This window comes from Acinetobacter sp. Tol 5, assembly GCF_019702905.1.
Taxonomy (GTDB): Bacteria; Pseudomonadota; Gammaproteobacteria; order Pseudomonadales; family Moraxellaceae; genus Acinetobacter; species Acinetobacter bereziniae.
This window is the reverse complement of record NZ_AP024708.1, coordinates 2,756,123-2,771,333: the sequence shown is the minus strand read 5'-3', so window position 1 is coordinate 2,771,333 and position 15,211 is coordinate 2,756,123. Positions and strand designations below refer to the sequence as shown.

At 38.9% G+C, this 15,211-nt stretch carries 16 protein-coding genes; 7 read left to right on the top strand and 9 right to left on the bottom strand.

Translation table 11 applies throughout. The features are described 5' to 3' along the window. Nucleotides 1-3: 3 nt before the first annotated feature. Nucleotides 4-570 carry an RNA 2'-phosphotransferase gene (locus TOL5_RS12935; RefSeq protein ID WP_121775328.1) on the bottom strand — a complete coding sequence of 189 codons (567 nt, stop codon included), beginning with the start codon at nt 568-570 and terminating at the stop codon, nt 4-6. A 40-nt stretch (nt 571-610) separates the two neighbouring features. Further along, the gene (locus TOL5_RS12930; protein WP_005029494.1) at nt 611-1,015 is read right to left on the bottom strand and encodes an Lrp/AsnC family transcriptional regulator; all 405 of its coding nucleotides are present in this window, start codon (nt 1,013-1,015) and stop codon (nt 611-613) included. 121 nt (nt 1,016-1,136) lie between these two features. Between TOL5_RS12930 and TOL5_RS12925 the strand changes: the two genes are divergently transcribed. Continuing rightward, the gene (locus TOL5_RS12925; RefSeq protein ID WP_151781319.1) at nt 1,137-1,679 is read left to right on the top strand and encodes a cysteine hydrolase family protein; all 543 of its coding nucleotides are present in this window, start codon (nt 1,137-1,139) and stop codon (nt 1,677-1,679) included. Between the two features lie 65 nt (nt 1,680-1,744). On the opposite strand, the gene TOL5_RS12920 is transcribed toward TOL5_RS12925, so the two are convergent. After that, the gene (locus tag TOL5_RS12920; protein WP_151781318.1) at nt 1,745-2,254 is read right to left on the bottom strand and encodes a hypothetical protein; all 510 of its coding nucleotides are present in this window, start codon (nt 2,252-2,254) and stop codon (nt 1,745-1,747) included. Between the two features lie 355 nt (nt 2,255-2,609). Here TOL5_RS12920 and TOL5_RS12915 point away from each other — a divergent pair, with 355 nt between their 5' ends. The 5 genes from TOL5_RS12915 to TOL5_RS12895 all read left to right on the top strand — a co-directional run bounded on the left by TOL5_RS12915 (nt 2,610) and on the right by TOL5_RS12895 (nt 7,478). Beyond that, the gene (locus TOL5_RS12915; protein WP_100885011.1) at nt 2,610-3,776 is read left to right on the top strand and encodes an ATP phosphoribosyltransferase regulatory subunit; all 1,167 of its coding nucleotides are present in this window, start codon (nt 2,610-2,612) and stop codon (nt 3,774-3,776) included. A gap of 70 nt (nt 3,777-3,846) precedes the next feature. Beyond that, complete coding sequence (locus TOL5_RS12910; RefSeq protein ID WP_004831163.1) at nt 3,847-5,166, top strand: adenylosuccinate synthase; 1,320 nt, start codon at nt 3,847-3,849, stop codon at nt 5,164-5,166. Nucleotides 5,167-5,341: 175 nt separating this feature from the next. Then, nucleotides 5,342-6,133, top strand: a complete 792-nt coding sequence (locus tag TOL5_RS12905) for a M48 family metallopeptidase (protein ID WP_004831162.1) — start codon at nt 5,342-5,344, stop codon at nt 6,131-6,133. Between the two features lie 141 nt (nt 6,134-6,274). After that, nucleotides 6,275-6,580 (top strand): phosphoethanolamine transferase domain-containing protein, encoded by a 306-nt coding sequence (locus tag TOL5_RS12900; RefSeq protein ID WP_004831161.1) that lies wholly within the window; start codon nt 6,275-6,277, stop codon nt 6,578-6,580. 112 nt (nt 6,581-6,692) lie between these two features. Then, the gene (locus TOL5_RS12895; protein WP_004831159.1) at nt 6,693-7,478 is read left to right on the top strand and encodes a M48 family metallopeptidase; all 786 of its coding nucleotides are present in this window, start codon (nt 6,693-6,695) and stop codon (nt 7,476-7,478) included. 112 nt (nt 7,479-7,590) lie between these two features. Here the strand turns inward: TOL5_RS12895 and TOL5_RS12890 are convergent, their stop codons facing one another. Beyond that, a complete protein-coding gene (locus TOL5_RS12890) occupies nt 7,591-8,640 on the bottom strand; it encodes an NADP(H)-dependent aldo-keto reductase (RefSeq protein WP_004831158.1) in 1,050 nt (349 codons plus the stop codon). Between the two features lie 321 nt (nt 8,641-8,961). Continuing rightward, nucleotides 8,962-9,672, bottom strand: a complete 711-nt coding sequence (gene crp, locus TOL5_RS12885) for a cAMP-activated global transcriptional regulator CRP (RefSeq protein WP_004831157.1) — start codon at nt 9,670-9,672, stop codon at nt 8,962-8,964. Between the two features lie 151 nt (nt 9,673-9,823). Between crp and TOL5_RS12880 the strand changes: the two genes are divergently transcribed. Further along, nucleotides 9,824-10,246: an OsmC family protein gene (locus TOL5_RS12880; RefSeq protein ID WP_004831156.1), complete on the top strand. Its 423-nt coding sequence runs from the start codon at nt 9,824-9,826 to the stop codon at nt 10,244-10,246. Nucleotides 10,247-10,425: 179 nt separating this feature from the next. Here the strand turns inward: TOL5_RS12880 and TOL5_RS12875 are convergent, their stop codons facing one another. From TOL5_RS12875 to TOL5_RS12860, 4 genes are all read right to left on the bottom strand, one after another. Further along, a complete protein-coding gene (locus TOL5_RS12875; protein WP_221260395.1) occupies nt 10,426-11,190 on the bottom strand; it encodes a peptidoglycan DD-metalloendopeptidase family protein in 765 nt (254 codons plus the stop codon). Between the two features lie 310 nt (nt 11,191-11,500). Further along, nucleotides 11,501-13,450 (bottom strand): family 2A encapsulin nanocompartment cargo protein cysteine desulfurase, encoded by a 1,950-nt coding sequence (locus tag TOL5_RS12870; RefSeq protein WP_151797239.1) that lies wholly within the window; start codon nt 13,448-13,450, stop codon nt 11,501-11,503. Next, nucleotides 13,425-14,357: a family 2A encapsulin nanocompartment shell protein gene (locus TOL5_RS12865; RefSeq protein ID WP_046760268.1), complete on the bottom strand. Its 933-nt coding sequence runs from the start codon at nt 14,355-14,357 to the stop codon at nt 13,425-13,427. The genes TOL5_RS12870 and TOL5_RS12865 overlap by 26 nt, the downstream gene beginning before the upstream one ends. 147 nt (nt 14,358-14,504) lie before the next feature. Continuing rightward, nucleotides 14,505-14,993: a rhodanese-like domain-containing protein gene (locus tag TOL5_RS12860; RefSeq protein WP_004831152.1), complete on the bottom strand. Its 489-nt coding sequence runs from the start codon at nt 14,991-14,993 to the stop codon at nt 14,505-14,507. Between the last annotated feature and the right edge of the window lie 218 nt (nt 14,994-15,211).

The window sequence follows — 15,211 nt, the reverse complement described above, 5'->3', positions numbered from 1 at the left end:
TGGTTAGTCGGAGTGTACGAATTGGCGTAAATATTTTACAGGAACATGTTCAGTGAGCCAAACGCCATTTTCTGCTTGATAAAAATGATAGCCATCTTGATGCATTTGTTGAGTATCAATCTGAAAAATAAACACTTTGCCATGCCGTTTGCCAACTTGAGCCGCAGTAATTTGATCGGCGGACAAATGCACATGATGTCGTTCACCAGACATTAAACCTTGATCTAAAATACTGTCGACAAAGCGTGTTGCCGTACCATGAAAAAGTGTATTGGGTGGTGTGATAGCGATATAATCACGTTTAACTTGCGTACTAGAATGACCTTGTACTGCACGGATTTTGCAGTGATCATTTGAAAGCTGAAAACGTTTTTTATCACTGCTTTCAACAATTTGAATAAGTGCATCTAATTTAAGAGGGTGGTGATGTTTAATCAATTGCTGTAAAAGTATCTGTACATCAGTCCAACCTTCGGAGTCTAGTTGGATTCCAATGGTTTCTGGTTGATGTCTAAGTACTAAGCTGAGAAACTTACTGTGTTGTTGCTGATTTTTTTCTTGAGATTTCATTGGTTTATTCTTACATAATTTTAGTAAAAAACAGTTAAATTTATGGTTCTATTGTTTTTACCACACTATCAACCGAATATTGTCCCCATTCGGACAGTTGTTCGATAAAGTGATTGATTGCTTGACTGTCAAAGTGAGCCACTAACATATAGCAAGCAGAACCGCAGACTTTATAACAACTTTCGATCGCTTCAAACTGCATAACAAATGCTTCAAACTTTTCAAAATCATTATTTTGCATCATTACTCGGATAAACTGAGTCGTTGGATGATTTAAAGCAATGGTGTATTTTTGAATTGTACCTTCGTCTTGCATTCGGGCGATACGACTACCAACGGCTTGCCCTGTACGGTGAACCAATTGTCCAATGTCTTTATTACTGAGTCTAGAGTCAGTTTTTAGAATCTTTAAAATTTTTAGATCGATTGGGTCATTTGGCAACATGGGCAATTAAACTTTTTTCAGTTTGAAAGTAGTCAGACATTTATTCTTTCACGAGAGTCTGCAAACTGCTAGATATTTTGCTTAATCTTATAAAAACTTCAACAGAACAGTGAGAATGAAAATGAGTCGTACTGCTTTATTGGTGATTGATGTTCAAAATGATTATTTTCCACAAGGCAAGATGGCGTTGTTTGGTGCAGAACAAGCTTTAACAAATATCAATCGATTGGAAGCTGATTTTATCAAAAATGCTCAACCGATTATTTATATTCAACATATTGCCAAACAAGCGCAAGCAACTTTTTTTCAAGAGGGAACAGAGGGTGCTGAATTGCATGCTGGCTTGCAGATCAATCAAAACCCAATCATCATTGAAAAGCACTATCCTAACAGTTTCTTTCAAACGAACTTAAAGCAAGTGCTTGATCAGCTTAAAGTAGAGCGTTTGGTTATTAGCGGAATGATGACGCATATGTGTGTCGATGCGACATCTCGCGTAGCAGCGGAATTGGGTTATCAACCTGTAATCATTGCAGAAGCAACAGCGACACGCCAACTCAGTTATGCTGGTAAAACAGTACAAGCTGAAGATGTGCAAACGGCATGTTTATCTGCATTTCAGATGTTTTCACAAGTCATCAGTATCGATGATTATTTAAAATAACCAAAATAAAAGGAAGTGCAAAAGGATAGCGCTTTTGCATTTCCCATTTTAAATCAAAATAGCTTCTATTCTTGATTTAAAAAACCTTCTTTAATTTTTTCAGGCAATCCTGCATGCCACCATGTATAGATTGAGGATTTAATTTCCTCATCTTCTTCTGGGTCGTTAAATGGTTCGTCGTCTTCACGAATTAATTCATCTTCTTCGAATTTAAACCAGAATTCCCACGGGTCATCATCACCGCATCCCCACGCACGTACATCAATCTCATCAAGTAGAGATTTTAAGAAAAGCACAATTGCTTCAACAAATTCGTCACCTGAAGAACCATGTACAAAATGGGCAATTGAATAACCATCTATCCTACTTATTGACTCAGGACCTAAGTCAAACTCAACATTGTCCACAGTATTTAAAAGATCTTCAGCCAGTTCATGTCCCATCTCTGGGTTGATCTCAACCGCAGAAGTCATAAATCTATCCTGATCCCCTTGATGTGCTTTAAATAATTCATCCAGTTTTAGCATAAGGTTTGGATTTGGGTGTTTGTAATAAATGTTGCTATGAAGTTCCATGCGTTCCCCGATTTTAATATTTAAGTGATGTTGATGTTGATGTTGATGTTGATGTTGATGTTGATGTTGATGTTGATGTTGGTGATGCTTTTCTATGCAAATGAATTATATTTTGAACAGTGCAAAAAGCAATCGGCTTTAAAATGAAAATTTAAATAAATACAAACTATTGTGTTTAGTTTAAGCTGCAGTTTCTAACTTTGCTGTAAGTTGTATACTTGTTAGCAATTTATTAATCAAAAGTTATTTTATTAATGCATGGTGCGGATGATCGTGCTAAAATAAGAGAAATCGGGTGTGTTCCCGATTTTTTTATGCGGATTACTTCCGCGCTGACAGGATTTAGGTTTACAACATGCCCATTTCAGAGACATGGTTATTACCTGATGGTGTAGCTGATGTATTACCAGAGCAAGCGCAAGTAATTGAACAATTGCGCCGTAAAGCTTTAGATTTCCTCGCATCCCGAGGTTATCAGCTGGTGTATACGCCATTCATCGAATACATCGAATCACTTTCTTCTCTTTCCGAATCGAATCAAGATTTAGACCTAGCCACTTTTAAAGTCATCGACCAACTTTCTGGTCGTTTGCTTGGTGTGCGTGCCGATATGACACCACAAGTGGCTCGTATCGATGCCCATGTACATCAAGTACAAGGTGTGGCGCGTTACTGCTATGCAGGAACAGTACTTCATACTAAACCACAAGGTTTTAATACCACGAGAGCACCTTTACAACTTGGTGCGGAATTATTTGGTTCAGATAGTATTGATGCTGATGTTGAAATGATCGACGTCATGCTTAATCTGATTAAAACAGCGGGTATGGTGGATGGTATCCATCTTGATTTAGGGCATGTTGGGCTATTTAGAAGTTTGGTCAAGCTTGCAGGTTTAAATAAGTCAACAGAACGTCAGTTGTCAGACTTATATCAACGTAAAGCGTTACCAGAACTTGCTGAGTTTACGCAAGAATTAAAATATGGCGCTGATTTTTATGCTTTAGGTCGTTATGCAAGTGACTTAGATGCTTTGCAAACGCATATTAGTACAGAAATTTTTGCGGACGAAGCATTCAAACATGCTTTTGATGTACTTAAAACAACATATACCGAAATTCAAGCACGTTGGCCAAATCTCAACATCGGGATTGATGTGGTAGAACTTCGTTCATACCATTATCACACTGGTTTAATGTATGCCGTATATGCACCAAACCGTGCAGCACCATTGGCACAAGGTGGTCGTTATGATGGTATTGGTGAACATTTTGGACGAGCGCGCCCAGCAACAGGTTTCTCTTGTGACTTATATGTTTTAAGTGCCGGGCAACATCAACAGATTGAAAAAGTGGTTGCGCCGAAGGGAACAGCTCCTGATTTGCTTGATGCGATTGAGACGGCTCGTAAACAAGGTTTAAGTGTAATTCAGTTATTGGGTAACGACGATTTAAACTCAGTTCCTAATGCAACACACCAATTGGTGAATGTTGCAGGTGAGTGGAAAGTCGAAACAATTTAATGATCGAATTGAGTGTTCATGTCACTTTATTTGGTTTTCTATTTTAACAGCATGATGTAATGAGGCTATTATGGGCAAAAGTGTTGTGGTACTCGGTACCCAATGGGGCGACGAAGGTAAAGGTAAAATCGTTGACCTGCTCACAGATCAAGCAGCTGCGGTAGTACGTTATCAAGGCGGGCATAACGCGGGTCATACACTCGTCGTTGGTGGTAAGAAAACAGTTCTTCACCTCATTCCATCAGGTATTTTACGTGAAAACGTACTTTGCTTAATTGGCAATGGTGTTGTGCTTTCACCTGAAGCTTTGATCAAAGAGATGGATATTTTAGAGAAAGAGGGCGTACCTGTTCGTGAACGTCTACGTATTTCTCCAAACTGCCCATTGATCCTTCCGCACCATATTGCACTTGATCAAGCACGTGAGAAAAAACGTGGAAATGCTAAGATTGGTACAACTGGTCGTGGTATTGGTCCAGCGTATGAAGATAAGGTTGCTCGTCGTGCAATCCGTGTTGCGGATTTGGTACGTGGTGGTGATCATCTTAAAGCGCAGCTTGAAGAACTTCTTGAGTACCATAACTTCCAGTTAACCCAATTCTTTGGTGTTGAAGCAGTTAAAGTAGAAGATGTACTTGCTCTTTGCGACCAATGGCGTGAAGTGATTAAACCATTAGTATTGGACGTGATCACGACTTTGCATGACTATCGTAAAGATGGTGCAAATATTATGTTTGAAGGTGCTCAAGGTTCATTATTGGATGTTGATCACGGTACATATCCATATGTAACTTCTTCAAATACAACAGCAGGTGGTGTGAGCTCAGGTTCAGGTCTAGGTCCATTACACCTTGATTATGTTCTTGGGATTACCAAAGCATATACAACTCGTGTAGGTGCGGGTCCGTTCCCTACCGAACTTGTTTATGATGCTGCCAATGATGTTGGTGATGCGATTGGTAAACACTTAGGTACTGTAGGTTCTGAGTTTGGTGCTTCTACTGGTCGTCAACGTCGTTGTGGTTGGTTTGATGCAGAAATTTTACGCCGCTCAGTTGATGTAAACTCATTATCTGGTATTTGCTTAACTAAGCTTGATGTTTTAGATGGCTTAGAAGAAGTGAAAATCTGTGTAGGCTATGAAGCTGCGGATTCTGGTTGTGTTGGTTCTACAGATGCGCTTGCATTTGAAACATTAAAACCAATCTATGAAACCATGCCAGGTTGGTCTGAATCGACTTTCGGTGCGAAATCACTAGATCAATTGCCACAAAATGCAATTAATTATGTGAAGCGTATTGAGCAGTTGATTGAATGTCCGATTGACATCATTTCTACTGGTCCAGATCGTGATGAAACGATTGTGATGCGTCACCCATTTGATGCTTGATATATAGATATTTTAAAAGCTCCCTCGGGAGCTTTTTTTATAAAGCTATTTTATAAGGTTTAAATAAAATGTGATTTACTTTGATTTTTTTTACAAAATACAACATAATTTGGGCGCTAAACGTTGAACTCCGTGTTGGAGTTTACATAAAGACTAATGAGCTTTGGTGAAAATAATGATTAACAAGAATGTATTACTTGGATTAGGGTTAGTGGTTGGTTTGTCTGGTTGCACCACGGTTGCTGAGTTAACGGGTAATGACTCTGCAACATTAAACCTCAATGCGGCAGCAGATTATAAGTTATTGGTTGAAGATGCAAAGGCACAAAAAGCACTGGATACGACATCTTCTACTTATAAACGTGTGAATGCTGTTTTTGTAAAAATGAAGCCTTTTGCGGATCAAGCAAATAAAACAGGGCAACAGTTTGACTGGCAGTTAAGTGTGTTGAGATCTGATGAACTCAATGCATTTGTCATGCCGGGCGGAAAAGTGGTGTTCTTCACAGGTATCGTCAATCAGCTTAAATTAACAGATGCTGAAATCGCTGCAATCATGGGTCATGAGATGACGCATGCTTTAGAAGAACACTCTAAACGCGATGCAGGTGCTACTGCAATCACTGATTTTGCTGTGAAGATGGGTAAAACTTATGCAGGTGATAAGTTAGGCTCAATGGGTACTCAAGCACTCGATATTGGTAGTAAATACGGCGTCGGTCTACCTTACTCACGTAGTTTAGAGTCTTCTGCGGATCGTGGTGGTTTGATGCTTATGGCTAAAGCAGGATATAACCCAGAAGCCGCAATCACAGTATGGCAAAAAATGAATAAAATTGATGGTGGCAGTACCAATGGTGTTCAAAAGTTTACTTCTACGCATCCATCGAATAATGACCGTATCTCAGATTTAAATAAGAGTATGGTTGAAGCCAAGCAAGTTTATAAAGCTGCAATCAAAAAATAATTGAAATGTAGAAGAGATCTAAGCCTGAAGTTATTCAGGCTTTTTCTTGGAAGTAAAAGACTAAAGTCGAAAATGATTTAAGTTAGGTTTTTATATTCAGCTTGTTAGAATATATCTTTCGATACACATTGAGTTTGAACCATGCAAAAGAATATATCCTCAACGATGTTTTATTCTCTGATTTTTGCAATGGGCGGTGCACCAACAATCGCTATGCTCATTATTCAGGCTCAAACCACTGATCCAGCTATTGTTTCTCAAGCTTTGCTTGGGCTGAGTGTAATGATTGCTTGTATACTGGTTCCTATTGTTCTGATTCAAAATGCATTTCTATTTTTTAAACGAAATAATCAGCAGTTGGAACAGAAAATTATTCCTTTAAAAAATATCTATTTGGCTTTGAATGTGCTGTGTTTGGTGTACTGGTTGATGGTACAGTTTTTGTAGGTTTTTTACTTACATAATTAATATGATTTAATGAAAATTATTGATTTATCCTTATGTAACATTTGCATATAATTCACAACGTTTTTATTTGTTCTCTATGGAGTTGATTATAATGAACAATAAATTAATACTTAGTCTTTGCGCTGCGACTGCGATTTCAATTTCTGGATGTACAACCATTGCGGATATGGCAGGTGCAGACTCTGCAACATTGAATTCAAATGCGACGCTGGGTTTTAACAAAACTGTGCAAGAAGCACGTGCAAATAAAACTTTAGACACAACTTCTGCAACATATAAAAAGGTAAATGCGGCATTTATTCGCTTAAAACCTTATGCAGATCAGATGAACCAAACAGGACAACGATTTGATTGGCAGTTGGCTGTGCTTAAGTCAGATCAGATCAATGCTTATGTTGCACCAGGTGGAAAAGTTGTTTTCTATACGGGCATTGTTAACCGACTCAATTTATCTGAGGCTGAAGTGGCTGCTGTTATGGGACATGAAATGACCCATGCTTTAGAAGAGCATTCAAAACAGAAGTTAGGAGCGCAAGCCTTAACCAATCTTGCCGTAAATATTGGTAAATCTTATGCAGGTAGCCAAATTGGTGAACTAGGCAATGCTGCAATTGATTTGGGCAGTCAAGTGGGTGTAGGTTTGCCTTATTCACGTAGCTTGGAAAGCCGTGCGGATGAAGGCGGTTTAATGATGATGGCAAAGGCAGGCTATAACCCTCAAGCAGCAATTACTTTATGGGAAAAAATGGCCAAACAAGGTGGTGCTCAAGGTTCTGCTTTGCTTTCTACACACCCATCTGATGCAAACCGTATCAATGCGATGAAAAAGAATCTTGCAGCTGCGATGGCAGTATACAACGCACGCGGTGGAAAATAAGCGTTTGGGACTACAACAGTATATAAGTGAAAAGGATGCCTAGGCATCCTTTTTTAGTTTCTGAATCAGTAATGTTATTGGAGTGGCTATGTACATTAAAGCCTGAACCACACTAAGGTGCTGGATTAGGTTGTTGTTTATGGATATCTTCGATTTCCGTTAAGATTTCTTCAGACAGATGAAGCTCGAAAGCATGAATATTTTCTTTGAGCTGTGAAAGTTGTGTTGCACCAATAATGGTGCTGCTCACAAAGAATTGCTGTTTAATAAATGCCAATGCCAATTGGGTTAGACTTAAACCGTGTTTTTCAGCAAGTCGCGCATATTGTTCTGTTGCCCAATCACTTTGAGGATTGGTATAACGGCTAAAACGCGAAAATAAACTAATACGACCATCTGCAGGTCGTGCACCATGACGATATTTTCCTGTCAGGTAGCCAAATGCAAGTGGTGAATAAGCCAGTAAACCAACACTTTCAAACTGTGCAATTTCAGACATACCGACTTCATAGGTGCGATTTAACAAGCTATATGGGTTTTGTACACTGACAATTTTTTCTAATCCCAATTGCTCTGCGAGATGTAAAAATTTTAAGGTGCCCCATGGCGTTTCATTGGACAAGCCAATATGGCGAATACGTCCTTTTTTAACTTCATTTGAAAGCGCTTCTAATGTTTCTGCAAGTGGGGTAATGTTTTGAGTCAATGCCGCTTGTTGGTTGCCATAGCCTAAGGTACCGAAGAAGTTTGCAGGTCGCTGTGGCCAATGTAGTTGGTAGAGGTCAATATAATCGGTTTGTAAGCGTTTTAATGAACCATCAATTGCTGAACTAATTTCTGAAGCAATAAATTTTGTATGCCCATCACGGATTTGACTACCGCCTTGCTGTGGTCCAGCGATTTTTGTAGCAATGATGAGTTTGTCGCGTTGACCATTTTGAGCAATCCAATTGCCTATAATGGTTTCTGTTGAACCTTGAGTTTCAGGTTTTGGGGGAACAGGATACATTTCTGCTGTGTCCCAAAAATGAATATTTTGATCAAGTGCATAGGCGAGTTGTTCAAATGCTTCATTCTGAGTATTTTGTTCACCAAAAGTCATGGTTCCTAAACAAATTTCAGGTACCACCAAATCAGAATGACCTAAGCGATTTGATTTCATGTCAGATCCTTTAATGAGAGTTCAATATCTAATGAGAATAATAACGTAAATAAAATTTGATAAGCTGTTGAAATTATTTTTCTAATGACCAAAAGAAGATGAATTTATCTAAAAAATTTATAAGAAAGTATTTATCTTTATCCAATTCACTATTTAAACAGCACAAAGGGGATATGGACAAAAACTGTAGAGTTTAGACTTAAAAAGCAAACTCGAAAGTTTGCTTTTAAACAATATAAAGATGGTGTTATTTTGAGAATTTTGATATTTATCAAAGCCAAAGAATTGGTGATGTTTACTTCTCAAATCAACTTTTAAATTTTATTCATCATCATTGTTATATTCATCTTCAGAGAATTTAGACTCTTCTAAAGACGCATCAAAAATTAAAATTGCCTTACCATCAGTCTCGATCATACCTTGCTCTTCAAGCGTTTTTAATACACGCCCTACCATTTCACGTGAGCAACCTACGATGCGACCAATTTCTTGACGAGTAATACGAATCTGACGACCATTTGGTAAAATCATCGCTTCAGGTTGCGCAGAAAGATCAATCAAGCAACGTGCAATACGACCAGAGACATCAATAAATGCAAGGTCAGTCACTTTACGTGTTGTATTCTTTAAGCGACGAACAAGTTGTGCAAATACTGCATAACTTAAGTCAGGGTATTGTTTACTGATTTCGTGGAAATTGTCATATGAAATCTCTGCGATTTCACATACGTCACGAGTTCTGACCTCGGCTGTACGTTGTGGGTTTTGCTCAAATAAACCCATTTCTCCGAAAAAATCCCCAGGGTTCAAATAGGCAACAACGATTTCACGCTCATCATCTTCGCGTAAAATAATTGAAACTGAACCTTTTAAAATTAAATACAGTGATTTTGACTCTGAACCTGCATCAATGATTGTTGAGCGTTTAGGAAAACGATTGATGTGGGCTCTCTTGAGCAAAGCTTTGACTGACTCAGGTAATTGACCAGGTGACAAAGCATCTGTACTAAGTTGTGCAAAATTAGAAGACATGCTTAAAAATTCCGAATTGGATAATAACTAGATCTTTTGATCTAAATTGAACTCGTCACGTAGAAGCAGTAGAGATGAAATTCCTTATCAACTCATTTTATGCTAGTGTACAGGTACCCTGTAAATTTATAGCTTTTTTTAGGTAGTTGCAATGCAAACTAGCGTTCATTGGTTAGAGAATGTTGCTTTTCAAGCAAATTCAGAAAGTGGTCACCAAATTATTATGGATGGTTCTGCTGAATACGGTGGTGAAAACCGTGGACCACGTCCTATGGAATTGATATTAATGGGACTTGGTGGGTGTGCTTCATTTGATATTGTGACCATTTTAAAGAAATCGAGACAAAATGTAACGGATGTTGTTTGTCAGCTCAAGGCTGAACGTGCAGATACCATTCCAGCAGTATTTACTAAAATACATCTACATTTTGTCGTGACAGGGCATGATGTAAAAGATAAGCAAGTTGCCAAAGCTGTTGAATTATCAGCTGAAAAATATTGTTCGGCGAGTAAAATGTTGTCTGATGGCGGTGTTGAAATCACCCACGATTATGAAATTATCGCTGCTGAATAGCAAAATAAATCTAAAAAAAGCCAATAGTTTTATTGGCTTTTTTTTATTTTTTAGTATTTATAAAACGTGACTAGTGGAGTCAAAATTAAATAAAATAAATTATTACAAAATGTGTATTTTCTCCAAAAAAGCTATTTTTAGTGAGGAAATGGCTTAATTTCGCGATCTATTTGAGCAAATTAGTGGGTTAGAAAAAGCTGTGGATCAACACGTGCATTGTTGAGACTCATTCCCCAATGTAAATGTGGTCCTGTTACTCGTCCTGTTTTACCCACCAAACCGAGCAAATCACCTTGTCGTAATATTTGTCCTTTCTCAACATTTATTTTACTTAGATGACAGAACATACTAATTAAACCTTGTCCATGATCAATCATGACAGTATTGCCATTAAAGAAATAGTTGCCTGTTGCAACCACTTTTCCTGCCGCGGGTGCAATAACTTTTTGTCCAATTGGAGCAGGTATATCTAATCCAGAATGGGGTGCGCGTTCTTCGCCATTGAAAAAACGTTTGCGACCGAATGAATTGCTAAATTTACCTGCAGTTGGTCGGATGAAATTTGGGAAATCTTTCCATTGGGCTGGGCTAAATGTGCTATAGACGTCATTTTGCTCTTTGGCTTCTTGGCTATATCGATCAAGCTGTTGTTGATTTGGATTAACGTAATCCTGGTTTTTTACATTAAGCCGTTGCTCAGCATACTTATAGGGTTGCACCTCAATATTGATTGGACCATTTGAGCTTTGCAGTTCTAGGTTGCCAACCTGAGCAGAAAGTGGAATACCAAACACAATATGATTCACCGAATTGGTCCCATCAACAACCAATACGGGCTTGCCTTGATAACTCACATTCAACACTGTTTTGGGCACAGTAATCACCGCAATACCACCAGCTCGACGTGAGTCTTGAGGTAACGCAAAGCTTTGAGTTGTGATCATTAGGCTGGTTAAAATGAGGATTTTTTTGATTGAAAACATAATGCTGATACAAGATTTAATTTTTAGACAGTATCTGAGATTGTCCTAGCAAGCTCAAGCCCATGATTGTTAAATTATCAGCACTCCTGTTGATCGTTTAAACGCTTAGCATTTGTACTTGTGAGCATTTAAATCGACCAACTTTTAAATTGATCAAGCGCTTTCGAGTACAGTTTATAGGTTGAATTGGAGGGAGAATGAATTTGATATATTTTTACGATCACATGCTAATGATCTAGCATGTGATTCATTAAAAGAACTGCTTGGATATTCATTGATTTGCAAATGCAGACCGATAAGGTTTAGCTCGTCTTAATTGGTGCAATACTGAAACCAATACATCTATTTCTTCAGTGGTGTTATAGAACGCAAGTGAAGGGCGCACCGTCCGTTCGACACCAAAACGGCGTAAAATTGGTTGTGCGCAATGATGTCCCGTTCGTACAGCAACTCCATGCTGATTTAAAACTTTCCCTACCTCTTCAGTTTCATAACCTGCAAGGGTAAAAGACATCACACTGGCTTTATTTAAGGCTGTACCAATTAAACGTAAACCAGAAACACTTTGAAGTGCATGTTGACCGTACTCCAGTAAATCATGCTCATAGCGTGCGATGTTGTGGATGCCGATTCTTTCTATATATTCCAAAGCAGCGCCCAAGCCAACAGCATCAGCAATGTTTCCAGTACCAGCTTCGAATTTATTTGGAGCAGGTTGATAGATCACATGTTCAAAGGTGACATCCTGAATCATATTACCGCCACCTTCCCAAACGGGCATGCTGTCGAGTAATTCTGATTTGGCATAAACAGCGCCGATCCCTGTAGGTCCAAAAACTTTGTGCCCAGAGAACACAAAGAAGTCAGCGTCTAAGCTACTCACATTGGTTGGAACATGAGAAACCGATTGCGCGCCATCAATTAAGACCCGTACACCAGCAGCATGTGCTAAAGCGATAATTTCTTGAGTCGGTGTCACCGTACCAAGTGCATTGGATACTTGAGTGATTGAAACAAGCTTAGTCTTTGGATTGAGAAGTTTGATAAATTCATCAATCTGAATCTGACCTGTATCATCGACAGGGATTACCCGCAGCTTAGCGCCAGTTTCTTGAGTCAGTTGGTACCAGGGGACAATATTGGCATGATGTTCCAAATGCGAGACAATGATTTCATCTCCCGCTTGAATATTTTGTTTTCCCCATGATTTTGCAATTAAATTAATGCCTTCGGTTGTGCCTCGGACAAAAACAATATTTTTAGCAGAAGCTGCACCGATAAAGCGAGCAACCACATCACGTGCATGTTCATAGGCATCACTGGCGCGTGCTGCGAGTTCGTGTGCAGCACGGTGAATATTCGAATTTTCATGCTGGTAAAAATAAGAAATTCGATCAATAACTGCCTGTGGTTTATGGGTGGTTGCTGCATTATCCAACCAGATCAAAGGCTGACCATTGACACGCTCTTGCAAGATTGGAAAGTCTTTTCGAATTTGCAGAATATCCAATGGCTGATAATTTTGACTCTGAGTGGGTATTTGCTTATCTGAATGTGGACGAACAGACTCAATTGTGGGGGATTGAAGAAAGTAATAGCCTGATTCAGTCGTCGCAGGTTTGTCATTACGATCTTCTATCGTGCTTTTTAGATGATGGTCATTTGTCACATGATAATCATCAAAGGCATAGGGATTTTTAACTCCTTTTGTTTGGCTGATGTTGTGTTGTAGATTTTCAGCATCAACACTTTCATTTTGAGCGAAATCCAAAAAATAAAAAGCGGATTGTGATGGTGTTGCGGATGTTGCTGGCGGAGTAGAGGGGAGTGCAGACGTTGAATTTAAGGCTAAATTCCAATCAGGTGTGACCGTGAATGGGTCTGGCGTATTCGCTCCTCCAATAATTGGCGCCGAAGATAGAATGCGACGTTCAGGATGATCTGTCGTAGGTTCTACATAATGTTGCGTAGATTTCGGATTTAAATGAGCTTGTTGCACAATAGCAGGGATACGACCTGATAAAGCTGCTATTGGATCTTTTGGCTGTGGTGTATGGCTTTGCCCGAGCACTTGATCAGGCAGCTCAAAATTCAAAGCTTGTTTTTTTTGCTGTGGTAATGCCGCAAACAATTCATTTGCTAACTGGGTAATCACAGATTCATGGATTGGTGCATCTTGTGTTGCAGCAGATGAATTATTTGTAGGTTGTTGGATAGTCATGGTATTTATCTACCTCCACATCTTCAAGTACAGCAAGCGCATCATCTGTAAGCACAGCAAGTGAGCAATATAACGAAATCAAATATGAAGCAATGGCATTGCGATTGATGCCCATAAAGCGGACTGAAAGTCCTGGTGCTTGTTCACCCGCAAGACCAGGTTGGAATAGTCCGACGACACCTTGACGTTTTTCTCCGACACGTAACAGGATGATTTTGGTTTTGCCGTCTTCCACTGGGATTTTATTGGAAGGAATTAACGGAATACCACGCCATGTAATGAATTGAGAACCAAACAAGCTGACAGTCGGTGGTGGTACGCCACGGCGAGTACATTCACGACCAAATGCAGCAATTGCATCAGGATGCGCCAAGAAAAAACCGGGTTCTTTCCAAACCTTGCGTAATAGGTCATCCAAATCATCGGGTGTTGGGGCGCCTGTCAAGGTTGAAAGGCGTTGTTCATCTGCAACACTCGCTAATAGCCCGTATTCAGGGTTATTGATCAATTCACTTTCTTGGCGCTCTTTAATCGTTTCTATAGTCAGGCGTAATTGTTCTTTGATTTGATCGTGAGGGCTACTGTATAAGTCTGAAACACGGGTATGAATATCGAGTACGGTTGAAACCCCATTTAAAAAATATTCACGTGGATTAAGCTCATAATCCACAAAGGTTTGCGGAAGTGTCGCTTCATCACGTTGGGTGCAGGCAACTTGAATATCATCTGTATTGCTGACTTTGTTGACTCGGTAAATACCGGCTTCTACAGGTGTCCATTGTAATAAATGCGTCAGCCATCGTGGCGTAATTGTTGAAAGTTGAGGAACGGTTTTGGTTGCATTTGCCAGTTGGCGAGCAGCCTGATCATTGAGTGCTTGGCGTGTGACTTCTTGGTTCTTAGCCATGTTTTAATCCTTGGTGATATGAATTGATGGTTGATTACAATTTGTTTAAGGTGTCTATTGTTATCATCTCCAGTAAAATCAGAGTGCTGTTATGAATGCTTCATATTTTGAATTTTTTAAAATATGTATAAGGAATAACTTCGAAAGCTATTCTTGGCGCCAAGGCAATCCATGAAAGCGCCAACCGTTGAATACCCCGCGATGATTGTTTTCATCCAAGTCACCTTCAAAGCCTTGTTCAATGTTATAAATATTTTCAAAACCAGCATTGAAAGCGACATTGGCTGCCGCTGCGGAACGTTTACCACTACGGCACAGTAAAAGAATGATTTTATCTTTGCCCACTTTGCTTTCGAGTTCTTTGGCAAAACGCGGATTACGGTTTAATGCAGTTCCAGTAGCCCAAGGGATGTGAATGGTACCTTCAACAAAACCGACAAATTTCCGTTCTTCATTGGTACGAACATCAACAATTTCGACATGACCAGCTTGATACAATGCCCAAGCTTCGTGCGGTAAAATCGTACCTGTAAACTCTAAATAATGGTCTTCAACACGTTGTTGCGCTTGTTCAAAAATCTTTTCAATTTGTGCTTGAGTTAATTCGTTAAAATGTTGTTGGTTTAAACTGGTCATTTCAATTGCCTTTCTTCTGACTTAAATTTGTATTTAAGCTTTGATGTATCAGATGTATTGATAACAACTATAAACATTTTGTATATTCTATAAATTAATAAAAAATGGATTGCTTATTCTTATTTTGAAATAAAGATTGAATTATTTTTTACAGATATACTTATATGAATTATGTTTATCTACCATATTGTGAATAAAATAGTATTTAGATGAATAAT

What these genes read in the sequence shown, in the direction of transcription:
- TOL5_RS12935 (WP_121775328.1), bottom strand. Translation starts at nt 570, where the DNA reads ATGAAATCTCAAGAAAAAAATCAGCAACAACACAGTAAGTTTCTCAGC.
- TOL5_RS12930 (WP_005029494.1), bottom strand. Translation starts at nt 1,015, where the DNA reads ATGTTGCCAAATGACCCAATCGATCTAAAAATTTTAAAGATTCTAAAA.
- TOL5_RS12925 (WP_151781319.1), top strand. Translation starts at nt 1,137, where the DNA reads ATGAGTCGTACTGCTTTATTGGTGATTGATGTTCAAAATGATTATTTT.
- TOL5_RS12920 (WP_151781318.1), bottom strand. Translation starts at nt 2,254, where the DNA reads ATGGAACTTCATAGCAACATTTATTACAAACACCCAAATCCAAACCTT.
- TOL5_RS12915 (WP_100885011.1), top strand. Translation starts at nt 2,610, where the DNA reads ATGCCCATTTCAGAGACATGGTTATTACCTGATGGTGTAGCTGATGTA.
- TOL5_RS12910 (WP_004831163.1), top strand. Translation starts at nt 3,847, where the DNA reads ATGGGCAAAAGTGTTGTGGTACTCGGTACCCAATGGGGCGACGAAGGT.
- TOL5_RS12905 (WP_004831162.1), top strand. Translation starts at nt 5,342, where the DNA reads ATGATTAACAAGAATGTATTACTTGGATTAGGGTTAGTGGTTGGTTTG.
- TOL5_RS12900 (WP_004831161.1), top strand. Translation starts at nt 6,275, where the DNA reads ATGCAAAAGAATATATCCTCAACGATGTTTTATTCTCTGATTTTTGCA.
- TOL5_RS12895 (WP_004831159.1), top strand. Translation starts at nt 6,693, where the DNA reads ATGAACAATAAATTAATACTTAGTCTTTGCGCTGCGACTGCGATTTCA.
- TOL5_RS12890 (WP_004831158.1), bottom strand. Translation starts at nt 8,640, where the DNA reads ATGAAATCAAATCGCTTAGGTCATTCTGATTTGGTGGTACCTGAAATT.
- crp (WP_004831157.1), bottom strand. Translation starts at nt 9,672, where the DNA reads ATGTCTTCTAATTTTGCACAACTTAGTACAGATGCTTTGTCACCTGGT.
- TOL5_RS12880 (WP_004831156.1), top strand. Translation starts at nt 9,824, where the DNA reads ATGCAAACTAGCGTTCATTGGTTAGAGAATGTTGCTTTTCAAGCAAAT.
- TOL5_RS12875 (WP_221260395.1), bottom strand. Translation starts at nt 11,190, where the DNA reads ATGATCACAACTCAAAGCTTTGCGTTACCTCAAGACTCACGTCGAGCT.
- TOL5_RS12870 (WP_151797239.1), bottom strand. Translation starts at nt 13,450, where the DNA reads ATGACTATCCAACAACCTACAAATAATTCATCTGCTGCAACACAAGAT.
- TOL5_RS12865 (WP_046760268.1), bottom strand. Translation starts at nt 14,357, where the DNA reads ATGGCTAAGAACCAAGAAGTCACACGCCAAGCACTCAATGATCAGGCT.
- TOL5_RS12860 (WP_004831152.1), bottom strand. Translation starts at nt 14,993, where the DNA reads ATGACCAGTTTAAACCAACAACATTTTAACGAATTAACTCAAGCACAA.